Origin of the sequence: Streptococcus oralis (assembly GCF_001588645.1) — a bacterium.
Taxonomy (GTDB): domain Bacteria; phylum Bacillota; class Bacilli; order Lactobacillales; family Streptococcaceae; genus Streptococcus; species Streptococcus oralis_AB.
Genome location: NZ_LAYF01000004.1, coordinates 137,224 through 158,190, shown reverse-complemented (window position 1 = coordinate 158,190; position 20,967 = coordinate 137,224). Strand labels below are relative to the sequence as shown.

At 42.4% G+C, this 20,967-nt stretch carries 21 protein-coding genes and 1 riboswitch; of the genes, 16 read left to right on the top strand and 5 right to left on the bottom strand.

The genetic code is table 11. The features are described 5' to 3' along the window. Window positions 1-107 precede the first annotated feature (107 nt). On the bottom strand, window positions 108-605 hold the full coding sequence (locus tag A0739_RS04620; protein ID WP_061587216.1) for a helix-turn-helix domain-containing protein: 498 nt from the start codon (window positions 603-605) through the stop codon (window positions 108-110). A gap of 159 nt (window positions 606-764) precedes the next feature. On the opposite strand from A0739_RS04620, the gene ruvA reads away from it, so the two are divergent. From ruvA to A0739_RS04605, 3 genes are read left to right on the top strand one after another with little or no spacing between them, the layout of a single operon-like run. Further along, complete coding sequence (gene ruvA, locus A0739_RS04615) at window positions 765-1,358, top strand: Holliday junction branch migration protein RuvA (protein ID WP_061587215.1); 594 nt, start codon at window positions 765-767, stop codon at window positions 1,356-1,358. A 9-nt stretch (window positions 1,359-1,367) separates the two neighbouring features. Continuing rightward, entirely contained in the window at window positions 1,368-1,928 is a 561-nt protein-coding gene (locus tag A0739_RS04610) for a DNA-3-methyladenine glycosylase I (RefSeq protein WP_061587214.1), read from the top strand. Continuing rightward, window positions 1,929-2,603: a CPBP family intramembrane glutamic endopeptidase gene (locus tag A0739_RS04605; RefSeq protein ID WP_061587213.1), complete on the top strand. Its 675-nt coding sequence runs from the start codon at window positions 1,929-1,931 to the stop codon at window positions 2,601-2,603. 42 nt (window positions 2,604-2,645) lie between these two features. Here the strand turns inward: A0739_RS04605 and A0739_RS04600 are convergent, their stop codons facing one another. The 4 genes from A0739_RS04600 to A0739_RS04585 all read right to left on the bottom strand — a co-directional run bounded on the left by A0739_RS04600 (window position 2,646) and on the right by A0739_RS04585 (window position 5,841). Then, the gene (locus A0739_RS04600; RefSeq protein ID WP_061587212.1) at window positions 2,646-3,683 is read right to left on the bottom strand and encodes a S66 family peptidase; all 1,038 of its coding nucleotides are present in this window, start codon (window positions 3,681-3,683) and stop codon (window positions 2,646-2,648) included. 161 nt (window positions 3,684-3,844) lie between these two features. Continuing rightward, window positions 3,845-4,192, bottom strand: a complete 348-nt coding sequence (locus A0739_RS04595) for a hypothetical protein (protein ID WP_061587211.1) — start codon at window positions 4,190-4,192, stop codon at window positions 3,845-3,847. Window positions 4,193-4,207: 15 nt separating this feature from the next. Beyond that, a complete protein-coding gene (locus tag A0739_RS04590) occupies window positions 4,208-4,885 on the bottom strand; it encodes a DUF1129 domain-containing protein (protein WP_061587210.1) in 678 nt (225 codons plus the stop codon). A gap of 11 nt (window positions 4,886-4,896) precedes the next feature. After that, window positions 4,897-5,841, bottom strand: coding sequence for a magnesium transporter CorA family protein (locus A0739_RS04585; RefSeq protein ID WP_000815620.1), 945 nt, complete (start codon window positions 5,839-5,841; stop codon window positions 4,897-4,899). Window positions 5,842-5,977: 136 nt separating this feature from the next. Here A0739_RS04585 and uvrA point away from each other — a divergent pair, with 136 nt between their 5' ends. From uvrA to A0739_RS04525, 13 genes are all read left to right on the top strand, one after another. Then, a complete protein-coding gene (gene uvrA, locus A0739_RS04580) occupies window positions 5,978-8,809 on the top strand; it encodes an excinuclease ABC subunit UvrA (protein WP_061587209.1) in 2,832 nt (943 codons plus the stop codon). Then, entirely contained in the window at window positions 8,802-9,863 is a 1,062-nt protein-coding gene (locus A0739_RS04575) for a M24 family metallopeptidase (protein WP_061587208.1), read from the top strand. Before uvrA ends, A0739_RS04575 begins: the two co-directional genes overlap by 8 nt. 53 nt (window positions 9,864-9,916) lie before the next feature. Beyond that, window positions 9,917-10,068, top strand: a riboswitch (M-box (ykoK) riboswitch). Between the two features lie 195 nt (window positions 10,069-10,263). Then, complete coding sequence (mgtA, locus tag A0739_RS04570) at window positions 10,264-12,924, top strand: magnesium-translocating P-type ATPase (RefSeq protein ID WP_061587207.1); 2,661 nt, start codon at window positions 10,264-10,266, stop codon at window positions 12,922-12,924. A gap of 134 nt (window positions 12,925-13,058) precedes the next feature. Beyond that, on the top strand, window positions 13,059-13,457 hold the full coding sequence (gene spx / locus A0739_RS04565) for a transcriptional regulator Spx (RefSeq protein ID WP_000591165.1): 399 nt from the start codon (window positions 13,059-13,061) through the stop codon (window positions 13,455-13,457). Window positions 13,458-13,523: 66 nt separating this feature from the next. Further along, on the top strand, window positions 13,524-14,093 hold the full coding sequence (locus A0739_RS04560) for an SP0191 family lipoprotein (RefSeq protein ID WP_061587206.1): 570 nt from the start codon (window positions 13,524-13,526) through the stop codon (window positions 14,091-14,093). 86 nt (window positions 14,094-14,179) lie between these two features. Next, the gene (locus A0739_RS04555; RefSeq protein ID WP_000507059.1) at window positions 14,180-14,446 is read left to right on the top strand and encodes an IreB family regulatory phosphoprotein; all 267 of its coding nucleotides are present in this window, start codon (window positions 14,180-14,182) and stop codon (window positions 14,444-14,446) included. A gap of 3 nt (window positions 14,447-14,449) precedes the next feature. Next, window positions 14,450-14,869 (top strand): Holliday junction resolvase RuvX, encoded by a 420-nt coding sequence (gene ruvX, locus A0739_RS04550; RefSeq protein ID WP_002876031.1) that lies wholly within the window; start codon window positions 14,450-14,452, stop codon window positions 14,867-14,869. Window positions 14,870-14,884: 15 nt separating this feature from the next. Next, window positions 14,885-15,190 (top strand): DUF1292 domain-containing protein, encoded by a 306-nt coding sequence (locus A0739_RS04545; RefSeq protein ID WP_000017624.1) that lies wholly within the window; start codon window positions 14,885-14,887, stop codon window positions 15,188-15,190. A gap of 259 nt (window positions 15,191-15,449) precedes the next feature. Beyond that, window positions 15,450-16,700 (top strand): bifunctional folylpolyglutamate synthase/dihydrofolate synthase, encoded by a 1,251-nt coding sequence (locus A0739_RS04540; RefSeq protein ID WP_061587205.1) that lies wholly within the window; start codon window positions 15,450-15,452, stop codon window positions 16,698-16,700. A 90-nt stretch (window positions 16,701-16,790) separates the two neighbouring features. Beyond that, complete coding sequence (locus A0739_RS04535) at window positions 16,791-17,243, top strand: SP_0198 family lipoprotein (protein WP_061587204.1); 453 nt, start codon at window positions 16,791-16,793, stop codon at window positions 17,241-17,243. A 342-nt stretch (window positions 17,244-17,585) separates the two neighbouring features. Continuing rightward, the gene (cls, locus tag A0739_RS04530; RefSeq protein ID WP_061587203.1) at window positions 17,586-19,118 is read left to right on the top strand and encodes a cardiolipin synthase; all 1,533 of its coding nucleotides are present in this window, start codon (window positions 17,586-17,588) and stop codon (window positions 19,116-19,118) included. A 74-nt stretch (window positions 19,119-19,192) separates the two neighbouring features. Next, the gene (locus tag A0739_RS10455; protein WP_185758128.1) at window positions 19,193-19,336 is read left to right on the top strand and encodes a hypothetical protein; all 144 of its coding nucleotides are present in this window, start codon (window positions 19,193-19,195) and stop codon (window positions 19,334-19,336) included. 35 nt (window positions 19,337-19,371) lie between these two features. Continuing rightward, on the top strand, window positions 19,372-20,886 hold the full coding sequence (locus A0739_RS04525; protein WP_061587202.1) for a hypothetical protein: 1,515 nt from the start codon (window positions 19,372-19,374) through the stop codon (window positions 20,884-20,886). The last annotated feature ends 81 nt before the right edge of the window (window positions 20,887-20,967 follow it).

The following is a 20,967-nucleotide window of genomic DNA, read 5'->3' as shown; positions in this document are numbered from 1 at the left end:
TTTTCTAAAGTGGGAACTTGATTGGATATGGGCAGCTTGACACGAAGTTTACACTTGCTTGACAAGACCAGTTCTATAAAAGTAATGAGAAATATGATTCAATTGACTCAAGGTTTTGTAGAGTCGTCTTGGTTCAAAGGATTCTCAGGACCAATTACCTTATCAAGATAACGTTGTTTGGTTTGGAGAGCCTTGTTGATAGCAACTGCAGACGCAATCAAGAGAACGAAGGTCAGCCAAATCCAGGCGGTTAACTCGGCTGGAAAACTAGAACCAGCTAAAAAGAGATAGATAGCCAGAGCCAAGACGAAAATATAAATCACTTGCCAGAGACCATAGGATTTAACCTCTTTATAGTATTTGTCCTTGTTTTCTTCCAAGGTCACTGCTGTGGAAGCTTTTTCAGAGTTTTCATCCAGTAGTAGATAGTCAGTTGTCACTTGAAAAATCCTGCTTAATTCAATGATTTTTTCGATTTCAGGAAGTACTTGTCCAGACTCCCATTTGGAGATGCTTTGCCGAGAAACATTGATTTGTTCTGCTAGTTTTTCTTGGGACCAACCTTTTTCCTTTCTGAGCTCAAATAGTTTTTCTGCGAGTTTCATTATTCTATCCTCCTTTTTCTACTTCTATCCTAACAATTTTTACTTATAATGAGAATACAATCTCTTGTACTATTTGTCAACCAGAGGTTGCACCTTTTGTTGCAGTCTGTCTTGGGGAAATATGGTATACTAGATAGGCAAAACAATGGAGAAAAAATTATGTACGAATATCTTAAAGGAATCATTACCAAAATCACTGCTAAATATATCGTCCTTGAGGCAAATGGTATCGGCTATATCTTGCATGTAGCCAATCCTTATGTCTACTCAGGTCAGGTTAACCAAGAAACTCAGATTTATGTGCACCAAGTTGTCCGTGAGGATGCCCATCTGCTTTATGGTTTTCGCTCAGAAGATGAGAAAAAACTCTTCCTCAGTCTGATTTCGGTCTCAGGGATTGGTCCTGTTTCAGCTCTTGCAATCATTGCTGCCGATGACAATGCTGGCCTGGTTCAAGCCATCGAGACTAAGAACATCACCTACTTGACCAAGTTCCCTAAAATTGGTAAGAAAACAGCCCAGCAGATGGTGCTAGACTTGGAAGGCAAGGTAGTCGTGGCTAGTGATGACCTTCCTGCCAAAGTCGCTGTGCAAGCCAGTGCTGAAAATCAAGAACTGGAAGAAGCTATGGAAGCCATGCTGGCGTTAGGCTACAAGGCAACAGAGCTCAAGAAAATCAAGAAATTCTTTGAAGGGACGATGGATACAGCAGAGAACTATATCAAGTCGGCCCTTAAAATGTTGGTCAAATAGGAGATTTTTATGACAAAACGCTGTGGTTGGGTTAAAATGAACAACCCATTATATGTGGCTTATCACGATGAAGAGTGGGGCCAACCCCTTCATGATGACCGTTCTCTTTTTGAGTTGCTTTGTTTGGAAACTTACCAGTCGGGTCTATCTTGGGAAACGGTACTAAACAAACGCCAAGGATTCAGAGAAGTATTTCATGGCTATCAAATTCAGGCGGTCGCGGAAATGACAGATGGGGAGTTGGAAGCCTTGTTAGAGAATCCAGCTATCATCCGAAATCGTGCCAAGCTCTTTGCGACGCGTGCCAACGCCCAAGCATTTTTACAAGTTCAGGAAGCATATGGCTCCTTTGATGCCTATCTCTGGTCTTTTGTTGAGGGAAAAACGATCGTGAATGATGTTCCTGACTATCACCTAGCACCTGCTAAAACAGCCTTGTCTGAAAAGTTATCTCAAGATTTCAAAAAACGAGGTTTCAAGTTTACAGGTCCAGTCGCAGTTTTGTCATTTTTACAAGCTGCTGGTCTGGTTGACGATCATGAGAATGATTGTGAGTGGAAGGGGAGATAAATAATGTCTAATAAACATAAGGGAATTCTTATTTTTACGATTCTCTATACAGTTCTCTTTGTGTTTGATGGCGTTAAATTGCTGGCTTCTTCGATGCCATCTGCCATTGCGAATTATCTAGTCTATGTAGTATTAGCACTATATGGCTCTTTCTTGTTCAAGGATAGATTAATCCAACAATGGAATGAGATTAGAAAGACTAAAAGAAAATTCTTCTTTGGCGTTTTTAAAGGTTGGCTCTTTCTCATTCTGATGACGCTTGTCTTTAAATTTGTATCAGAGATGTTGAAGCAGTTTTTTGGGTTAGTCGGACAAGGTCTAAACCAGTCGAATATTCAAAGCACCTTTCAAGAACAACCGCTACTGTTAGCAGTTTTCGCCTGCATCATTGGACCTTTGGTGGAAGAACTCTTGTTCCGTCAGCTTTTATTGCATTACTTGCAAAAACGGTTGCCAGGTTTACTAAGCATTATTCTGGTAGGACTTGTCTTTGCCTTGACACATATGCACAGTTTGGCTTTATCAGAGTGGGTCAGTGCAGTCGATTATCTAGGTGGTGGCCTTGCCTTTTCTATTATTTATGTGAAAGAAAAGGAGAATATCTACTATCCCCTAGTTGTTCATATGTTAGGCAACAGCCTCTCCTTCATTATTTTAGTTATCAGTAGTATGTGACGTTTTAGTAGTTATACAAGAGAAAAAGCTGAGAAACTCTTCTCAGCTTTTTTTATTATAGTCAAAGCGAATGACTTGCTCTTTTGCATCCACATAAGCATGGACGCCGAAGGGTACAACGGCTCTTGGAGTTGCGTGACCGACATTCAGATTATAGACAATCGGGATATTGTTATCAATGATATCCAATAGTGCTTCCTTATAGTCGTCATAGAAGGTTTCATCCATTGACTTTCCGACCAAGAGTCCACTGATGACCTCAAATACCCCAGTTTCTTTCAAAGCCAGCACCATCTTTTTGAAGTTTTCCGGCTCAGGTTTTTCTTCGCTTGTTTCTAACAAAAGAATCTTTCCTTCCCAGTCGGATAAGTCAGGGAAGAGTTTGTACTTTTGGCAGAGCTCCGTGCTGTCTGCGTATCGAGAGTTGTCAAAGATATCATAGAGAGATTCAAGGCAACCACCGAGAATTTCTCCCTCAAACTGAGCATTTCCTTGTAGCAAGTCAAAACCAGTATTTGTATGACTGATACGAGCTGTTCCCAGGGCCTTGGGACTAAAGTCAATCCGTTCCTCATACCAAAGGTCGCTAGGGCGGATTTCTGAGATTCTCCCAGTCTCGATCAGTTCTTTAAAGTAGTGAAAGCTATAGGGCAACATCTCCTTGTCCAATTCACAAATGTCTGCTAGAAAGGATTGCCCATAAAAAGTCTTGACCCCTAGTTTGTGCAACATAAGGTGGTTCATAGTGGTATCCGAGAAGCCAAGAAAAATCTTTTGTTGGATAACCTTTTGAAGCTGGTCGTTCTCAAAAAGGTAGGGCAACAAACGATAGGTATCGTCTCCACCAATGGCACATAGGATCGTGTCGATGCTATCGTCCGAAAAGGCCTGCATCAAATCCTCTGCACGTGCCTCCGGATGGTCCTTGATAAAGTCTAACCCTTTTAGCGAATGGGGCAAAAAGACAGGATTGAGTCCCAAATCCTTGAGACGTTGGAGACCCAAATCGACTTCGTGTTTGACAAAATCCTCTCCGATAACACCACTAGACAAGCTCACGATACCAATAGTAGAAATCATATCTCATCCTCCTGCAAATAGATTTAGCCTATTTTATCATAAAAGATGAGAGAAAACTACAAGAATGAGACTCAGAAGTTCTATTGGATCTCAAGAAAGCAAGTGAAAAAGCAACCGCCTTAGCAGTTGCTTTTCGTTTTTCTAATCTAACCAGATATGAGTTACTTGGTCAACTCTTGATTATAGGAGAGGGCTAAATCAATCCAGTAAGGAAGCTCTTTTTGACCTTCGATATCTAGGTCTATATAGCCATGATAAGGTCGCCCTCTCATCAATGTAGTATGAGCTCCTGTTCGGGGTAGAACTTGCTTTTCCATTTCTTTGCCAATTCTCACCATAACCAGCTCGTCCTTTCTGGAACTGACTGTAAGGACTATTTTCCCACGAATCATAAAGGCAAGACCACCAAACAGTTTCTTTTCTTCTAGCTCTTCTTCGAAAATTTGGGGAGGAAGTTTAAGTGCTAGAATTTTTCGAATCTGCTGAGCTAAGGATTGACTATATGCCATAGCTTTTCACTTTTCTTAATAACGTGATGGGCCCGCGCTTGCACTTCGGATGTTAAAACGTTTCTTGAGATAGAAGCGAAGGGCGAGAAGGGCAGCTCCCAGGATAGCCAAAGGCAATGGAGCAAGGACTGGATTGAGGTTTGCTGGTAGGAAGCTTGTTGCAAAGAAGACAACCAACCAAAGGACCATAGAAGCCAGGATAACGAGGATTGACTTCCAGAATGGAGGACGTTGGCTACGGTCTGTGTCTGGTCCATAATACTGGTAGACAAAGTAGTACATCAAGTAGAAGGCAAGTCCTCCTACAAGTCCAACCAACAAGAGGGTAATCAACCCATAGCCAATAGCTTGTTCTGTAGAGAAGAAGGTAGTCAGAGCGCTAACCAATGCAAAGAGACTAGTGATAAAAAGGGCTGAGTCCATAATCATGAGTTTTGGATCGTCATTTTCTTTTGGATGCTCTTTTTCGTATTGCTCCTTGACCGTGAAGCTATGAGCCCAGTGGGTTGGAGCACCATAGAGGGAGCGAGCGGTCGTCCCTTTGGCTTGCTCTTCAAGGATTTGAGGAATGACTTCCTCAAAGACAGCCTTGATTTCAGCGTCTGTTTTACCATCTTTGATAAATTGTTGGGTAGCGATGTGGATAAACTCTTGGTTTTTCTTGGTTAATTTTTGTAAATCAATCTGAGACATAGGGATTCCTCTTAGAACCATTTTTTATGGATGAGATAGAGAGTGAGCGAAACACTCATAGCAAAGGCGATAAAGACGATTAACCAGAAGGCGTGTGGTTCACCGTTCAAAGGGATTTCATTATCCTTAAAGTTCATCCCGTAGGCTGAGAAGATCATGGTTGGGACAGACATGACAATGGTCACGAGAGCCAGAGTTTTCATGATATTGTTCTGGTTATTGGAAATGATAGAGGCAAAGGTCTCTGTCATAGAGTGAAGGACGTTTCCATAGATATCTGCCATCTCGATGGCCTGTTGGGTTTCAATCAGAGTGTCTTCGAGTAGGTCTTCGTCTTCTAGGTATTTCTTGATATTGCTGGTTGCACTGGTCAATTTCTTAATCACGCGCTCATTTGTCTTAAGTGAGGCCTTGAAATAGACGATGGTCTTTTCCAATTCCATGAGCTCGATCAGCTCTTCGTTTCGAGTAGACTTGTGAAGTTGACTTTCGATTTGTTCACTCTTACGGTCGATCGAACGAAGGGCCGTAAGGTAAAGTTCGGCGTTGCGGTAGAGAATCTGGAAGATAAAGCGTGAACGCATGAAGGTGTAAAAGTTGCGCAGTCTACGGTTGATAAAGACATCGAGAACGGGGAGGGATTCCAAGCAGGTGGTGATAATGGTTTCCTCGGTGATGATAATCCCTAGCGGAATCGTAACGTAGTAGGTACGATTGTTTCTTTCCTCTGTGATGGGAACGTCCACGATGATCAAAGTATACTCATCTTCGATGGTAATACGGGACATTTCTTCCGCATCGAGTGGTGCTCGAAGGTCGGCAATGTCAATGTCGAAGGCGTTAGCGATTTCCAACGATTCATTTTGTGTAGGATTGACGAGGTTGATCCAAGTACCCGGTTCAAGCGTGTCGATCTCTTTAAATTCAGTTGTTGTTGAGAGAAAAACTTGTTTCATATCCCCTATCCTTTCCTACTATTCAGTGATTCATTTTTTGCACCGTACTATTATACTATAAAAACAGCTTTTTGGGTAATAGAATTTCACATTTTTTGGTATAATGGAAAGCAATAATGGACTAGAAAGAACAAAGATGCAAGATAAAATTGTCATTCATGGGGCGCGTGCCCATAACTTAAAAAATATTGATGTGGAGATTCCGCGAGACAAGTTAGTTGTTGTGACTGGTTTGTCAGGGTCTGGGAAATCCAGTCTGGCCTTTGATACCCTCTATGCGGAGGGCCAACGTCGCTATGTAGAGAGTTTGTCAGCCTACGCTCGCCAGTTCTTAGGCAATATGGAAAAACCAGATGTGGATGCCATTGATGGCCTCAGCCCAGCTATTTCCATCGACCAGAAAACCACCAGCAAAAACCCTCGTTCGACCGTGGGAACGACGACTGAAATCAATGATTATCTGCGTCTCCTCTACGCACGTGTGGGGACGCCTTACTGTATCAATGGGCACGGGGCTATCAAGGCTTCTTCTGTGGAGCAAATTGTGGATAAGGTTTTGGAGTTGCCGGAACGCCAACGTCTGCAAATTTTAGCTCCGATCATTCGTAAGAAAAAAGGGCAACACAAGAGTGTCATTGAAAAGGTTCAGAAAGACGGCTATGTCCGTGTCCGAGTGGATGGGGAAGTCTATGATGTTACCGAAGTTCCAGAGCTGTCTAAGAGTAAGCAACACAATATTGATGTCGTAGTTGACCGTATTGTTATCAAAGAGGGTATCCGTAGCCGTCTCTTTGACTCCATAGAGGCTGCCCTTCGTATCGCAGAAGGTTATGTGATTATCGACACTATGGACGATTCTGAGTTGCTCTTCTCTGAGCACTATGCCTGTCCAGTTTGTGGTTTTACCGTACCAGAGTTAGAGCCTCGTCTCTTCTCCTTTAATGCTCCTTTTGGTTCTTGTAGTGAGTGTGATGGTTTGGGCATCAAGCTGGAGGTGGATGTTGACTTGGTGGTTCCTGATACCAGCAAAACTTTGCGTGAGGGAGCCTTGGCACCTTGGAATCCTATCTCATCCAACTACTATCCAAACATGCTAGAGCAGGCCATGACAGCCTTTGGAGTAGATATGGATAAGCCTTTTGAAGACTTGTCAGAAGAAGATAAGAACTTGATTCTTTACGGGTCTGATGGCAAGGAATTCCATTTCCACTATGAAAATGAATTTGGCGGTGTGCGCGATATTGACATTCCTTTTGAAGGAGTAATTGGTAATATCAAACGTCGTTACCATGAGACTAACAGTGACTACACCCGCACCCAGATGCGCCTCTACATGAATGAGCTAACCTGCGGAACTTGTCACGGCTATCGTCTCAATGACCAGGCCTTGTCTGTCCGTGTGGGTGGGGAGCAAGGACCACATATCGGAGAAATTTCGGACCTGTCTATCGCAGACCATTTGGAATTAGTGAGCCAGCTGACCCTGTCTGAAAATGAAGCTATTATTGCTCGTCCTATCCTCAAGGAAATTAAGGATCGCTTGACCTTCCTCAATAACGTGGGTCTTAACTATTTGACTCTGTCACGTTCGGCAGGAACCCTTTCGGGTGGGGAAAGTCAGCGTATTCGCTTGGCAACCCAGATTGGGTCCAACCTCTCAGGTGTCCTCTATATATTGGATGAGCCGTCAATCGGTCTCCACCAGAGAGATAATGACCGCCTGATTGCCAGTCTGAAAAAGATGCGTGACTTGGGCAATACTCTCATCGTGGTGGAACATGACGAAGATACTATGCGAGAGGCGGATTATCTGATTGACGTTGGTCCGGGTGCTGGTGTTTTTGGTGGAGAGATTGTTGCTGCAGGAACGCCCAAGCAGGTGGCTCGCAACAGCAAGTCTATCACAGGCCAGTATTTGTCAGGGAAACGTGCCATTCCAGTACCAGAAGAGCGTCGTGTAGGAAATGGTTGCTTTATCGAGGTGACAGGAGCGCGTGAGAACAACTTGCAAAATGTCACGGCCCGTTTCCCACTAGGAAAATTCATCGCGGTGACGGGGGTATCAGGTTCAGGGAAATCGACTCTAATCAACAGTATCCTCAAAAAAGCCATTGCCCAGAAGCTCAACCGCAATTCAGACAAACCTGGTAAGTTTAAAACGATTACGGGGATTGAGCATGTAGACCGCTTGATTGACATTGACCAGAGCCCGATCGGACGGACGCCGAGGTCCAACCCAGCTACCTATACGGGAGTTTTTGACGATATACGTGACCTCTTTGCCCAGACAAATGAAGCTAAGATTCGTGGTTACAAAAAGGGGCGTTTCAGCTTTAACGTCAAGGGAGGCCGTTGTGAAGCCTGCTCGGGTGACGGGATCATCAAGATCGAGATGCACTTCTTGCCAGATGTTTACGTGGCTTGTGAAGTCTGCCACGGGACCCGCTATAACAGTGAAACCCTTGAAGTTCACTACAAGGAAAAAAACATCTCGCAGGTCTTGGACATGACCGTCAACGATGCGGTGGAATTCTTCCAACATATTCCGAAAATTCAACGCAAACTTCAGACCATCAAGGATGTGGGACTGGGCTATGTAACGCTAGGGCAACCGGCTACCACCCTTTCTGGAGGAGAAGCTCAGCGTATGAAGTTAGCTAGTGAACTCCATAAACGCTCGACAGGTAAATCCTTCTATATTCTGGATGAGCCGACGACAGGGCTTCATACAGAGGACATCGCTCGCTTGCTCAAGGTTTTAGCTCGCTTCGTCGACGATGGCAATACTGTCCTCGTCATTGAGCACAATCTGGATGTCATCAAGACGGCAGACCATATCATCGATTTGGGACCTGAGGGCGGTGTCGGTGGTGGAACCATCATTGCAACAGGAACTCCAGAAGAAGTAGCGGCCAATGAAGCCAGCTACACAGGACACTATTTGAAAGGAAAGTTACATCATGAATAAACGTGTGCAAGCATTTCTCGCTAAAATGCAAGAAAAAGAACTAGATGGTATCATCATCAACAACCTTAAAAACGTCTATTATTTGACTGGTTTTTGGGGTTCAAATGGAACAGTCTTTATCAGCCGTGACCGTCAGGTTTTGGTGACAGACTCTCGCTATATCATTGCAGCTAAGCAAGAAGTGACAGGTTTTGAGATTGTGGCTGACCGCGATGAATTGGCTGTTATTGCAGGCATTGTTAAGGATATGGGCTTGTCTCGCGTTGGTTTTGAGGACGAGATTTCGGTTTCTTATTACCACCGTATGCAGGCAGCTTTTGCAGGTTTGGACTTGCTTCCACAGACTCAGTTTGTTGAAGCACTTCGTATGATTAAAGATGAGAAAGAGATTGCGACTATTCGCAAGGCATGTTCTATCTCAGACCAAGCTTTTCGTGATGCGCTTGACTTTATCAAACCAGGAAAAACTGAGATCGAAATTGCCAACTTCCTTGACTTCCGTATGCGTGAGTTGGGAGCATCTGGCTTGTCTTTTGATACCATTCTAGCCAGTGGTATCAACTCTTCTAAGCCCCATGCCCATCCAATGCACAAACCAGTTGAAGCGGGAGAAGCCATTACCATGGACTTCGGCTGTCTCTACGACCACTATGTCAGTGATATGACACGGACCATCTACCTCGGTCATGTCAGTGACGAGCAGGCAGAGATTTACAATACGGTCCTGAAAGCCAACCAAGCCTTGATTGATCAAGCTAAGGATGGCTTAGGTTTCCGCGACTTTGACAAAATCCCTCGTGATATTATCATCGAGGCAGGCTATGGTGACTACTTTACTCACGGTATTGGACACGGTATCGGACTGGATATACACGAAGAACCTTATTTTAGCCAAACTTCGAAAGAAGTCATTAAATCTGGTATGGTCTTGACTGATGAACCGGGTATTTATATTGAAGGTAAATACGGCGTTCGTATTGAAGATGATATCCTGATTACAGATAATGGTTGTGAGTTATTGACACTTGCTCCAAAAGAATTGATTGTTATCTAAAAAATGAGATAAATCGTTGACTTTTATATTTTAAAGGTTTATACTGATAGACGATAACGGTAGGTGAGGCTACCATAGGGATACGGATGACTACCGCAAAGCAGTGGAGACACTACTCGTTGGTCAACAGTCCTGGTCGCGAAGGCCAAGACTAAGCTCATTACATCGCCCTATGGAGTTAAAGCTTGAACGAAAAAACAGATAATTAGTTTTTTAATCCTGCCATTTTATGGTGGGATTTTCTACTGTTTTAGAACAAGGAAAGGAGACAAACGATGCAAATTGACGATCATCCAGAACCGCACATACACAGCCAATCGCTGATTTGTGTCGTTCTGCCCTTATAAAGTGATTGGTCTCTGTGTATGAAACACATCATTCATACAGATAGGAGAAACCAATGAAAACTACAAAAGAAAGATTAGCAACAGCTATTCACACACCCTTAAACGAAACTCTAACTTTTTATAAGACAAGTCTAACAGGCTTGACTGAAGAGCAGGTGGAGAAAAATCGTGACCTATATGGCGAAAACACCATCACCAAGGGTCAAGAAGACAGTATCCTCAAAAAGATTTACGAATCTATTATCAATCCATTTACAATCATCCTGCTGGTCATCGCTATGATCTCCATGGTGACCAATGTCTGGTTGGCGAAGCCTGGACAAGAAGATCCGACGACCTCTATCATCATCGTCGTTCTCGTTCTAATCTCTGGTGGTATACGCTTTGTCCAAGAACTGCGGAGTGACAAGGCTGCGACCAATCTATCAAAAATGATTGTGAATACAGCCACAGTTATCCGCGAAGGCCAGAGTTTAGAGGTCGCAATTGAAGATTTGGTCGTTGGAGATATAGTCAAGTTAAGTGCTGGGGATATGATACCAGCAGACCTCATTTTAATTGAATCACGTGATTTCTTTGTCCAACAGTCTGGTTTGACAGGTGAAAGTGACTCGGTTGAAAAACTGGCCTTGTCAAAAATGAGTCAGTCAAACTTTGATAGTCTGCTAGAAGCAGAAGCGCTCGCCTTTATGGGAACCAATGTGATATCAGGAAGTGCCAAGGCTTTGATTCTAGCGGTCGGTGATGATACCATGATGGGAGAAATCGAGCAGACCCTCAATACCTATGACGAACCGACCTCTTTTGAACGGGAGATGAACAGCATCTCTTGGCTCTTGATCCGTTTGATGTTGGTCATGGTTCCCATCGTGTTTCTCTCCAATGGCTTGACAGACGGCGACTGGCTGGAAGCAGGTGTGTTTGCACTGAGTGTTGGTGTTGGATTGACACCTGAGATGCTTCCTATGATCATCACGGCCAGTTTAGCAAAAGGTTCCATTATCATGGCCAAGGAAAAAGTCGTCATCAAAAAACTCAATGCCATACAAGACCTAGGTGCTATTGATATCCTGTGTACGGATAAAACCGGAACCCTTACCCAAGACGAAATTGTCCTTGAATATCCTTTGGATATACATGGAGATTTGGATTTATCTGTGTTGAGACGGGCCTATCTCAATTCCTATTTTCAAACCGGTTTGAAAAACTTGATGGACCGTGCCATTATCAGTAGAACTGAAAAAGAAGCTAAAGAACACGCTATTCTACAAAAATTGGATACTAGCTTCCAAAAAATCGATGAATTGCCCTTTGACTTTGAACGTAGACGGATGAGTGTCATCGTCAAGGATGAGAACGAAGTTGTTAGTTTGGTAACCAAGGGTGCCCTAGAGGAAATGCTTGCGATTTCAACCCATGTGGAATATCAAGGCCAGATTAGCCCTCTGACGGATGATATCCGAGTGGAAATCTTAAAAGAAGTAGATCAACTTAATCAACAGGGATTGCGAGTCTTGGGAGTCGCCTATAAAACAGGTCTAAAAGAAGGCTTTGCATACTCCGTTGAAGATGAAAAAGAGATGATTCTAACAGGATATCTTGCCTTTCTAGATCCACCAAAACCATCAGCAGCACCTGCTATCCAAGCTTTGTTAGAACACGGTGTTCAAACAAAGATCTTGACGGGAGACAATGAGAAGGTAACTCAAGCAGTTTGCGAAAAAGTTGGTTTAGACGTTGATCAAATCTTGTTGGGTTCTGATATTGACGCCATGTCGGACGAAGAGTTGGCTCAAGCAGTTCAGATGGTGACTGTCTTTGCCAAACTCTCTCCGGATCAAAAAGCACGAATCATTTTACAAATCAAATCGAATGGACATTGTGTCGGCTATATGGGAGATGGGATCAATGATGCCCCTTCTATGAAAGTGGCCGATGTGGGGATTTCTGTTGATACAGCAGTAGATATTGCCAAAGAAACGGCTGATGTCATTTTGCTAGATAAGGATTTGATGGTGCTTGAAAAAGGGCTGGTTGAAGGGCGTAAGGTCTACGCTAATATGACCAAATATATCAAGATGACGGTCAGCTCTAATTTCGGGAACATTTTCTCTCTGTTAGTGTCTGGTATCTTTTTACCTTTCCTTCCTATGGCTCCGATTCACTTGATTGTGTTAAACCTTGTCTACGACCTTTCTTGCATCGCCTTGCCATTTGATAATGTAGATGAAGACTTTTTGAAACATCCTCATAAGTGGGAAGCTAAGTCTATTACTCGCTTTATGATTTGGATGGGTCCGATTTCTTCTGCCTTTGATATTTTGACCTTTATCTTACTCTATTTTGTCATTGTCCCAATGGCGACAGGTCAAGCCTATGCTCACGGAGCAGAGTCTGCAACGGGCTTTATTATTTTGTTCCAGACAGGTTGGTTCATTGAATCCATGTGGTCCCAAACCATGGTTATCCATATGCTCCGTTCAGCAAAACTTCCTTTCTTACAAAGTCGTCCATCATGGTTTGTTCTTGGGACAACCTTGCTAGCAGCTAGTTTTGTGACCTTCCTTCCCTACTCTTCAATTGCTAGCCTGCTTCATTTAACCCCTTTGGAACCAATTTATTTCCTCTTTTTGCTTTTGATTATCGTTCTCTATATGATAAGTGTTACAGTTGTAAAACGATTGTATATCAAAAAATTTAAAAGTTGGTTATAAATTGATTTTGTCAAGAAAAAAGTACGAAAATCGCGAAAAAAGTTAATTTTTTTTAAAAATAGGTCGCAAGTCGGATGTTTTTTATGGTATAATAGACTAAACTGATAGTAACATGTAGCGAAAGGGGTAGGTACATGATCAAAATTTATACAGTCTCAAGTTGTACTAGCTGTAAAAAAGCGAAAACCTGGCTCAATGCCCACCAGTTAAGTTATAAAGAACAAAATCTCGGTAAAGAAGGAATTACAAGAGAAGAGTTATTAGATATTCTCACGAAAACAGATAATGGAATTGCCAGTATCGTTTCGTCAAAAAACCGCTACGCTAAGGCACTTGGAGTTGACATCGAGGATTTGAGTGTTAATGAAGTGCTCAACTTAATCATGGAAACACCACGGATCTTAAAGAGTCCGATTCTCGTTGACGAGAAGCGCCTGCAAGTCGGCTATAAAGAAGATGATATCCGTGCCTTCTTGCCACGCTCTGTCCGTAATGTAGAAAATGCAGAAGCACGTCTACGTGCAGCTCTATAAAACATCAAGGCTGGGAGTGACTCCTGGCCTTGTTTGCTCTTTTGTTTTAAAATCATGTGAGGAATTATGAAAAAGTTATTAATTGCTAGTTTTGCTCTCCTCTTTTTGCTTGCGGGATGTGGGCAAAAAAAGGAAACTCCTGCTGCTTCCACAACAGCATCTGAACCTCTCCAATCAAACCTTCCCGTTTTGGACAATGCCGAAAAGAATACGGTTGTCACCAAGACCCTGTTGATGCCGAAGTCAGAAAATGGAACGCAGCAGATTCAGACTATTACCTATAAAGGCAATCAATTTTTGACCTTGACCATCCAGCAAAAACGAACTGTCGGGGATGAACTCAAGACCTTTATCTCTGAAAATGGGCTAGAGGAGACGCAAAAAGCGCTTCAAGAAGCTGAAGAGAAGGATGAGACCATCCAAGAGGCACGCAAACTAGCAGGATTTACACTGGAAACCAAGCTACTCAGTGAGACAGAAATCCAAACTACAACGACTTATGATTTTCAAGTACTGGATGTCAAAAAGGCATCTCAGCTGGAATATTTAAAAAATATCGGTCTTGAAAATCTCTTAAAAAACGAACCTAGCCAATATATTGCAGATAGAGTGGCAAATGGAGCAACAGAACAATAGAAAATCCAAATTAATAGACTGACTTATTTGTAGAACGTAAGGAAATATGCTATAATAGTAATATTCTAAGGAAAGAGGGTGTTAGAATGGGATTTACTGAAGAAACTGTACGGTTTAAATTGGATGATTCCAATAAGAAAGAAATTAGCGAAACATTGACAGATGTCTATGCTTCTTTGAATGACAAGGGCTACAATCCGATTAACCAGATCGTCGGTTATGTATTGAGTGGAGACCCTGCCTACGTTCCTCGTTATAACAATGCACGAAATCAAATCCGTAAGTATGAGCGTGATGAAATTGTTGAAGAACTGGTACGCTACTACCTTAAGGGACAAGGAGTCGATCTATAATCTATGAGAATTATGGGATTGGACGTTGGTTCAAAAACAGTAGGGGTGGCTATTAGCGATCCACTAGGCTTCACCGCTCAGGGACTTGAAATCATCCAGATTAATGAGGATCAGGGCCAGTTTGGTTTTGACCGTATCAAGGAATTGGTTGACAGCTATAAGGTAGAACGCTTTGTAGTAGGTTTGCCAAAAAATATGAACAATACCAGTGGTCCGCGAGTAGAAGCCAGTCAAGCCTATGGTGCCAAGCTAGAAGAACTCTTTGGTTTGCCAGTAGACTATCAAGATGAGCGTTTGACGACGGTCGCTGCGGAGCGTATGTTGATTGAACAAGCAGATATCAGTCGTAACAAACGCAAGAAAGTTATTGATAAGTTGGCTGCTCAGCTGATTTTGCAAAATTATTTAGATAGAAAATTTTAAGACAGAGGAGAAACTATGTCACACGATCACAACCATGACCACGAAGAACGTGAATTGATTACACTAGTAGATGAGCAAGGAAATGAAACCTTGTTTGAAATTCTTTTGACCATCGATGGGAAAGAAGAATTTGGTAAAAACTATGTTCTGCTAGTGCCAGTTAATGCAGAAGAAGATGAAAATGGTGAAGTTGAAATCCAAGCTTACTCATTCATCGAAAATGAAGACGGAACAGAAGGCGAATTGCAACCAATCCCAGAAGACTCAGAAGACGAATGGAACATGATTGAAGAAGTCTTCAACAGCTTTATGGAGGAGTAAAAACGTTCGGGGAACGTTTTTAGCCCAGTTCCTTAAAATAAGAGAGAACTGGTAAGTCTGGGAGACTGTATCACCCCAACTCCTAGAAACTAGAAAGAGTTGGAATATCCGGGGGACGTTTTTAGCCCACGTTGAAATTCATAGTAGCTAGTGATTAGCTAACCAGGTAAGAGGTTGGGATTTTAGTCCCGACCTCGTTTTTTATTTGTAATCATACTTTGATGCTGTAGTTGATTGGACTTTTGTTAAGGAGACATGTATGTTTGAAGTAGAAGAATGGCTTCATAGTCGGATTGGTTTAAACTTTAGATCTGGACTTGGAAGAATGCAGCGAGCAGTGGATTTGCTGGGAAATCCTGAGAAGACTTATCCTATTATTCATGTAACAGGAACCAACGGTAAGGGGTCAACTATTGCCTTTATGAGGGAGTTGTTTGTTGCTCATGGTAAAAAAGTTGGTACTTTTACCTCTCCTCATATCATCAGTATCCACGATAGAATCTGTATCAATGGGCAACCGATCGTAGATGAAGACTTTACCCGTATAGCTAACCAAGTCAAGGAAATGGAAAAAACTCTTTTGGAAACACATGACCAATTGTCTTTCTTTGAGTTGTTGACCTTGATTGCTTTGCTTTACTTCAAAGAGCAGAGAGTGGATCTAGTCCTGCTAGAAGTGGGGATTGGTGGTCTACTTGATACGACTAATGTCGTAACAGGAGAGATTGCCGTTATTACTTCCATTGGCCTAGATCATCAGGAGACCTTGGGCGATAGTCTGGAGGAAATAGCAGAGCAGAAAGCTGGTATTTTCAAGGCTGGCAAGAAGGCAGTCATTGCCAAGCTTGCTCCAGAAGCGGAGCTTGTCTGTCAAAAAAGAGCAAGAGAGTTAGCTGTTGAACTTTATCAAGCTGGGCGAGACTTCACCTTGAATGCTGGAAATTTCTCAAGCAACCTAGCAAGCTTTTCCCAGCTTGACATCAGTTTGGAAGGTGCTTATCAGCAAGAAAATGCCGCCTTGGCTTTACAAACTTTTCTTCTGTTTATGGTGTCAAGAGGTGAAGGGGTTGAAGAAAAGCTTGTCAGACAGGCCTTGAAAGAAGCACACTGGGCAGGTCGATTGGAACGGATTCGCCCGAAAATCTACCTAGATGGGGCTCACAATCTGCCAGCCTTAACCCGTTTGGTCGAGTTTATCCAGGGGAAAATCCAGCAAGGCTATCAAGCCCGCATCCTTTTTGGAGCACTTAAACGCAAGGATTATCAAGGGATGCTAGGCTATCTATCTGAGCAGTTGCCTCAGGTGAAACTTAAGGTAACAGGCTTTGACTACCAAGGCTCTCTGGATGAAAAGGATGTGGCGGGTTATGATTTGATTTCTTCCTATGGGGACTTTATCAGAGAATTTGAAGATAAGGCCAATGACCAGGACTTGCTTTTCGTGACGGGATCCCTCTACTTTATTTCGGAAGTCCGAGCAAGTTTGGTAGGAAGCGACGAGATTAGTTGACCTTATAGGTTTATGTTGCTATACTGTAGGTAGGAGGTATATCTGGAAACGATTCCAGCAAATTATTGGCACAAAAGAAAGGAAATCGCTATGAAAACGAAAACATTCACACTTTCTATTGCTTCCCTAGCAATTCTTAGTCTTTTAGCAGCTTGTGGACCTAAGGCACAAGCCCCTACCCAACAATCTGCACAGCAATCATCTACTCAACAAGAATCATCTTCTAGCGCTGTTACAAGTGCTAGTCAACCACAGGCGTCCTCAAGTCAGGACACTACTGTAGCTCAACCTACGAATATCGATGGTACCTATACTGGAAAGGATGAAAATGACCAAATCACTCTTGTTGTAACAGGTAAAACTGGTACATGGACTGAGGTCGAGCCAGATGGAGATAAGGAAATCAAGCAAGTCAGCTTTGAACCAGAAAATCAACGTGTCATTATCGGTGATGATGTCAAAATTTACACGGTTAATGGGAATCAATTGATTATCGATGATATGGACCGAGAGGCATCTGACCGAGTGGTCTTAAAAAAATAGGATCTCAAATCTAAATAGAAGTTTGGAATTAAGGTTTCAGCTTTACCTTCTACAACTTCAATAGCGACTGTCATAGGATTTGTGCGATATTGAAAAATATAAATAATATTGGAAAGAACTATCATTTTGGTAGTTCTTTTTAAGCCTCTTAATACCCTAGTTAAAAAGATAAGAGGGGCAGTGCTTCATATAGTGAAGGAGTAGTTTAAGAATCTTGTAGCTCTTGGAATAGTTTGCATAGAAAAAGGCAAAAGGTTGCCATCTACCCCTGAACTGAGGTATACTAGTAGAGACATTAGTTTATTAAGCAGTTAGGAGAATGTTAGAAAAGGAGGGGGATGTATGACAGCTAGAAAAATGCAGCTACTCATGTCCAAATATGGTTTTAGTATTACCATCATGTTGGCAGAGTTGTTTATCGTCTTTGGTTTGTTTCTCTATCTAGGCCAGATGGCTCCAATTATCTGGATTATCCTAGTCATTTTAGTGAGCTTAGCGACCATTGTATCGATTGTCAATCGATCTATGAATCCCGAGAGTAAGGTAACATGGTTGTTAGTAGCCTTTGTGCCAGTTTTTGGCCCTTTGCTCTATATCATGTTTGGAGAACGTCGCTTATCTAAAAAAGAAATCAAGCAACTAAAGCAGCTCCAATCAATGGTTGACCGAGAGGACAATAGCAGAGCTCTCCGTTTGGAGTTAAAAGAACAAGACAAGTCAGCTTACGGAGTTATCAAATCTCTCCTCAGCATGGACACGAATGCCGATGTCTATGATCGAACGGATACACAATTTTTTGCCTCTGGTGAAAGTATGTGGCACCAGATGCTAGAGGAACTCAAGAAAGCGGAGAAGTTTATCTTTCTCGAATACTATATCATCGAAGAAGGTTTGATGTGGAATAGTATTTTGGAGATTTTGGAAGAAAAGGCTGCTCAAGGAGTAGAAGTTAAGCTTCTCTATGACGATATTGGATGTATGGCAACCTTACCTGGGGATTATACCATCCAGCTTCGTAGCCGAGGGATTGAAGCCCATAAATTTAACAAGGTGATTCCGCGCTTGACCGTTGCCTATAACAACCGTGACCACCGTAAAATCATGATTATCGATGGGCAGATTGCCTATACAGGGGGTGCCAATCTAGCAGACGAGTATATCAATCATATCGAACGCTTTGGTTACTGGAAGGATAGCGGTATTCGGTTAGATGGTCCAGCAGTAAAGGCTTTTACCAGACTCTTTTTATCCACCTGGTATATCAATCGTGGAGAAATTAGTGACTTTGACCAATACCATCTTGAAAATCAACCTAGAGACGGGATGGGGCTCTGTATTCCCTATAGTAGTGGCCCTAAACCTATTTACCGATCTCAGGTTGGCAAAACGGTCTATCAAAATCTTATCAATCAAGCTACAGACTATGTTTATATCACGACACCCTATCTGATTGCGGACTATGATCTCACAGAAAGTATCAAAAATGCAGCATTGAGAGGGGTAGATGTGCGAATTGTAACGCCGTGCATCCCAGATAAGAAAGTTATTCAGTTAGTTACTCGAGGAGCTTATCCAGACTTGTTGTCTGCTGGAGTTCGCATTTATGAGTACAGTCCCGGCTTTCTTCATAGCAAGCAAATGCTGGTCGATGGAGAAGCAGCAACAGTTGGAACCATCAATTTTGACTATCGCAGCTTGCTTCACCACTATGAAAATGCCGTCTTGCTTTATAGAACACAGTCTATCATCGATATTGAAAGGGACTTCGAAGAAATTTTTAAGGTTTCTCAAGAAATCTATCCCCACACAATCAAAACAAGCTGGTACCAAAGCCTGATTAAGGAAATTGTCCAGTTGTTTGCACCCATGCTCTAACTATCCATCAAGATCTAGCCCAAGGCTGGATCTTATTTTTTCTTCTTACGAATAGATAGGTAAAGGAGAAAAACATGCTCAATCTAGAAGATGAAGATTTTATTAAAGAGTTTAGAATTAGTAGGTTTCACCGTTTTCGTGAAATCGAACGCTTTGCGATATTGGATAAGAAATTCAGCAAATATCAATCCCAAGCTGACATTCCTGTAAGATTTTGATATACTAAAACAGATAAACTTAGAGGAGAAATTGAATGAACGTATACGGGAAAATAGATGAGAAACAAGAAGGATCTCATTACCAAGACTGGTCAGCGCCAGAAAAGAGAGAAGGAGCTCCCATTCCCTTTTTTAGTATCATGCTTTGGAGTTTAGTGGCCACAGCCATTTCGGTTGTCCTGCCTTTTATTTTTGGTTTAGTCAGTCCGCAACAAACTCAGGATCTTTATACCGGTTGGGCCTTGCATCAAAATGGTCAAATGTATACAGATTACTTTGGAACGAATGGATTGCTCTATTACTTGCTAACCTATCTTTCCCTAGGAAGTATTCTGCTTGCTTTGGTTGAGTGGTTGGCCTTGTTTGGAGCAGGTGTTTTCCTTTTTAAATCCGCTGATGCTCTTACTGGTCAAGCAGAAGAAGCCAAGAAGCTGGTATTTGTGTTCTATTTGTTAGTGGCAGGACTCGCTTTTGGTGGTGGCTATGCTCTCTTGCTAGCCTTGCCTTTCCTATTTTATTCATTGAGCATTGTTACGAACTATTTGGCTTATCCAAATGACGACAAAGGATTTGTAAGAGTAGGGATGAGCCTTGCTCTCGCTTTCTTCCTTGCACCGCTTCCTACAACCTTGTTTGCGGCTGTACTGGCTCTGGGTATCATTGGCTTTAATCTAGGCAAAGGCCGCTTTGTTCACGGATTATATCAGTTCTTTGCGTCAGCCTTAGGATTCTCACTATTATTCTATCCTTTAGGCTACTATACAGTGTGGACAGGTAGTTTTGGGGATGCCATTAGCCAGACCTTATATCCAGTAAATACTCTTAGCCTTTTCTCAAATTCGCATTTACTTGAAAATGCGGCTTTCTATGGCTTGCTTGCTGTGGGGCTAGGTTCCCTTGGTTTGCTCTTTACTGGTTTATTCCAGTCAAAACCAGCCAAGCAATATGCCTTATCAATTGCTGCTAGCTTGGGCTTGTTGGTTTCTTTGGGAATCTTGATTCTCTCAAATGAACCTGTCAACGGTACTCGTCTCGTTATTCTCCTTCCTTTCTTGGTCTTGCTCCTTCTGACAGGAATCAAGGAAACTGCTTCGGAGGGAGGGAGTCGTCGTAGAAGACGTGAGAAAAAAGATTCTTTTATTAAAGGGAATTTCTATCTGCCACTGTTTGCCTTTGCCTACCTCATTGCTCTTCCTATCCTGAGTCGCTACCTTTCACATCCGGCGACTTATCAGGAGAGAGAACGTCTTGCTAGTGTGGTCAAACAGCAAACGAGTTCTGAGGATCGTGTCTATGCTTGGGATGATCGCCCAGATTTCTATCGTGCAAGTGAGCGCTTGGCGCCGACTTCTCTAGTGACACCAACACTCTATACTGCAAGCGACGAAAATAAAACTAAACTGATGAATGATCTAAAAGAAAATCAACCAAAGATGATTATGGTCAATCAAAAAGTTGCCTTGTGGTCGGATGTAGAGAGCTGGCTCAGCGAAAAATATGAGCTTGTTCAGACAGATACTAGTGAATTCAAACTTTATAAATCTAAATAAAAAAATCAATATCTTGTGGAATTTTAAAAATTTTAGGATTTTTGACACAAGATATTGATTTTTATTTTTAGAGTGGTATAA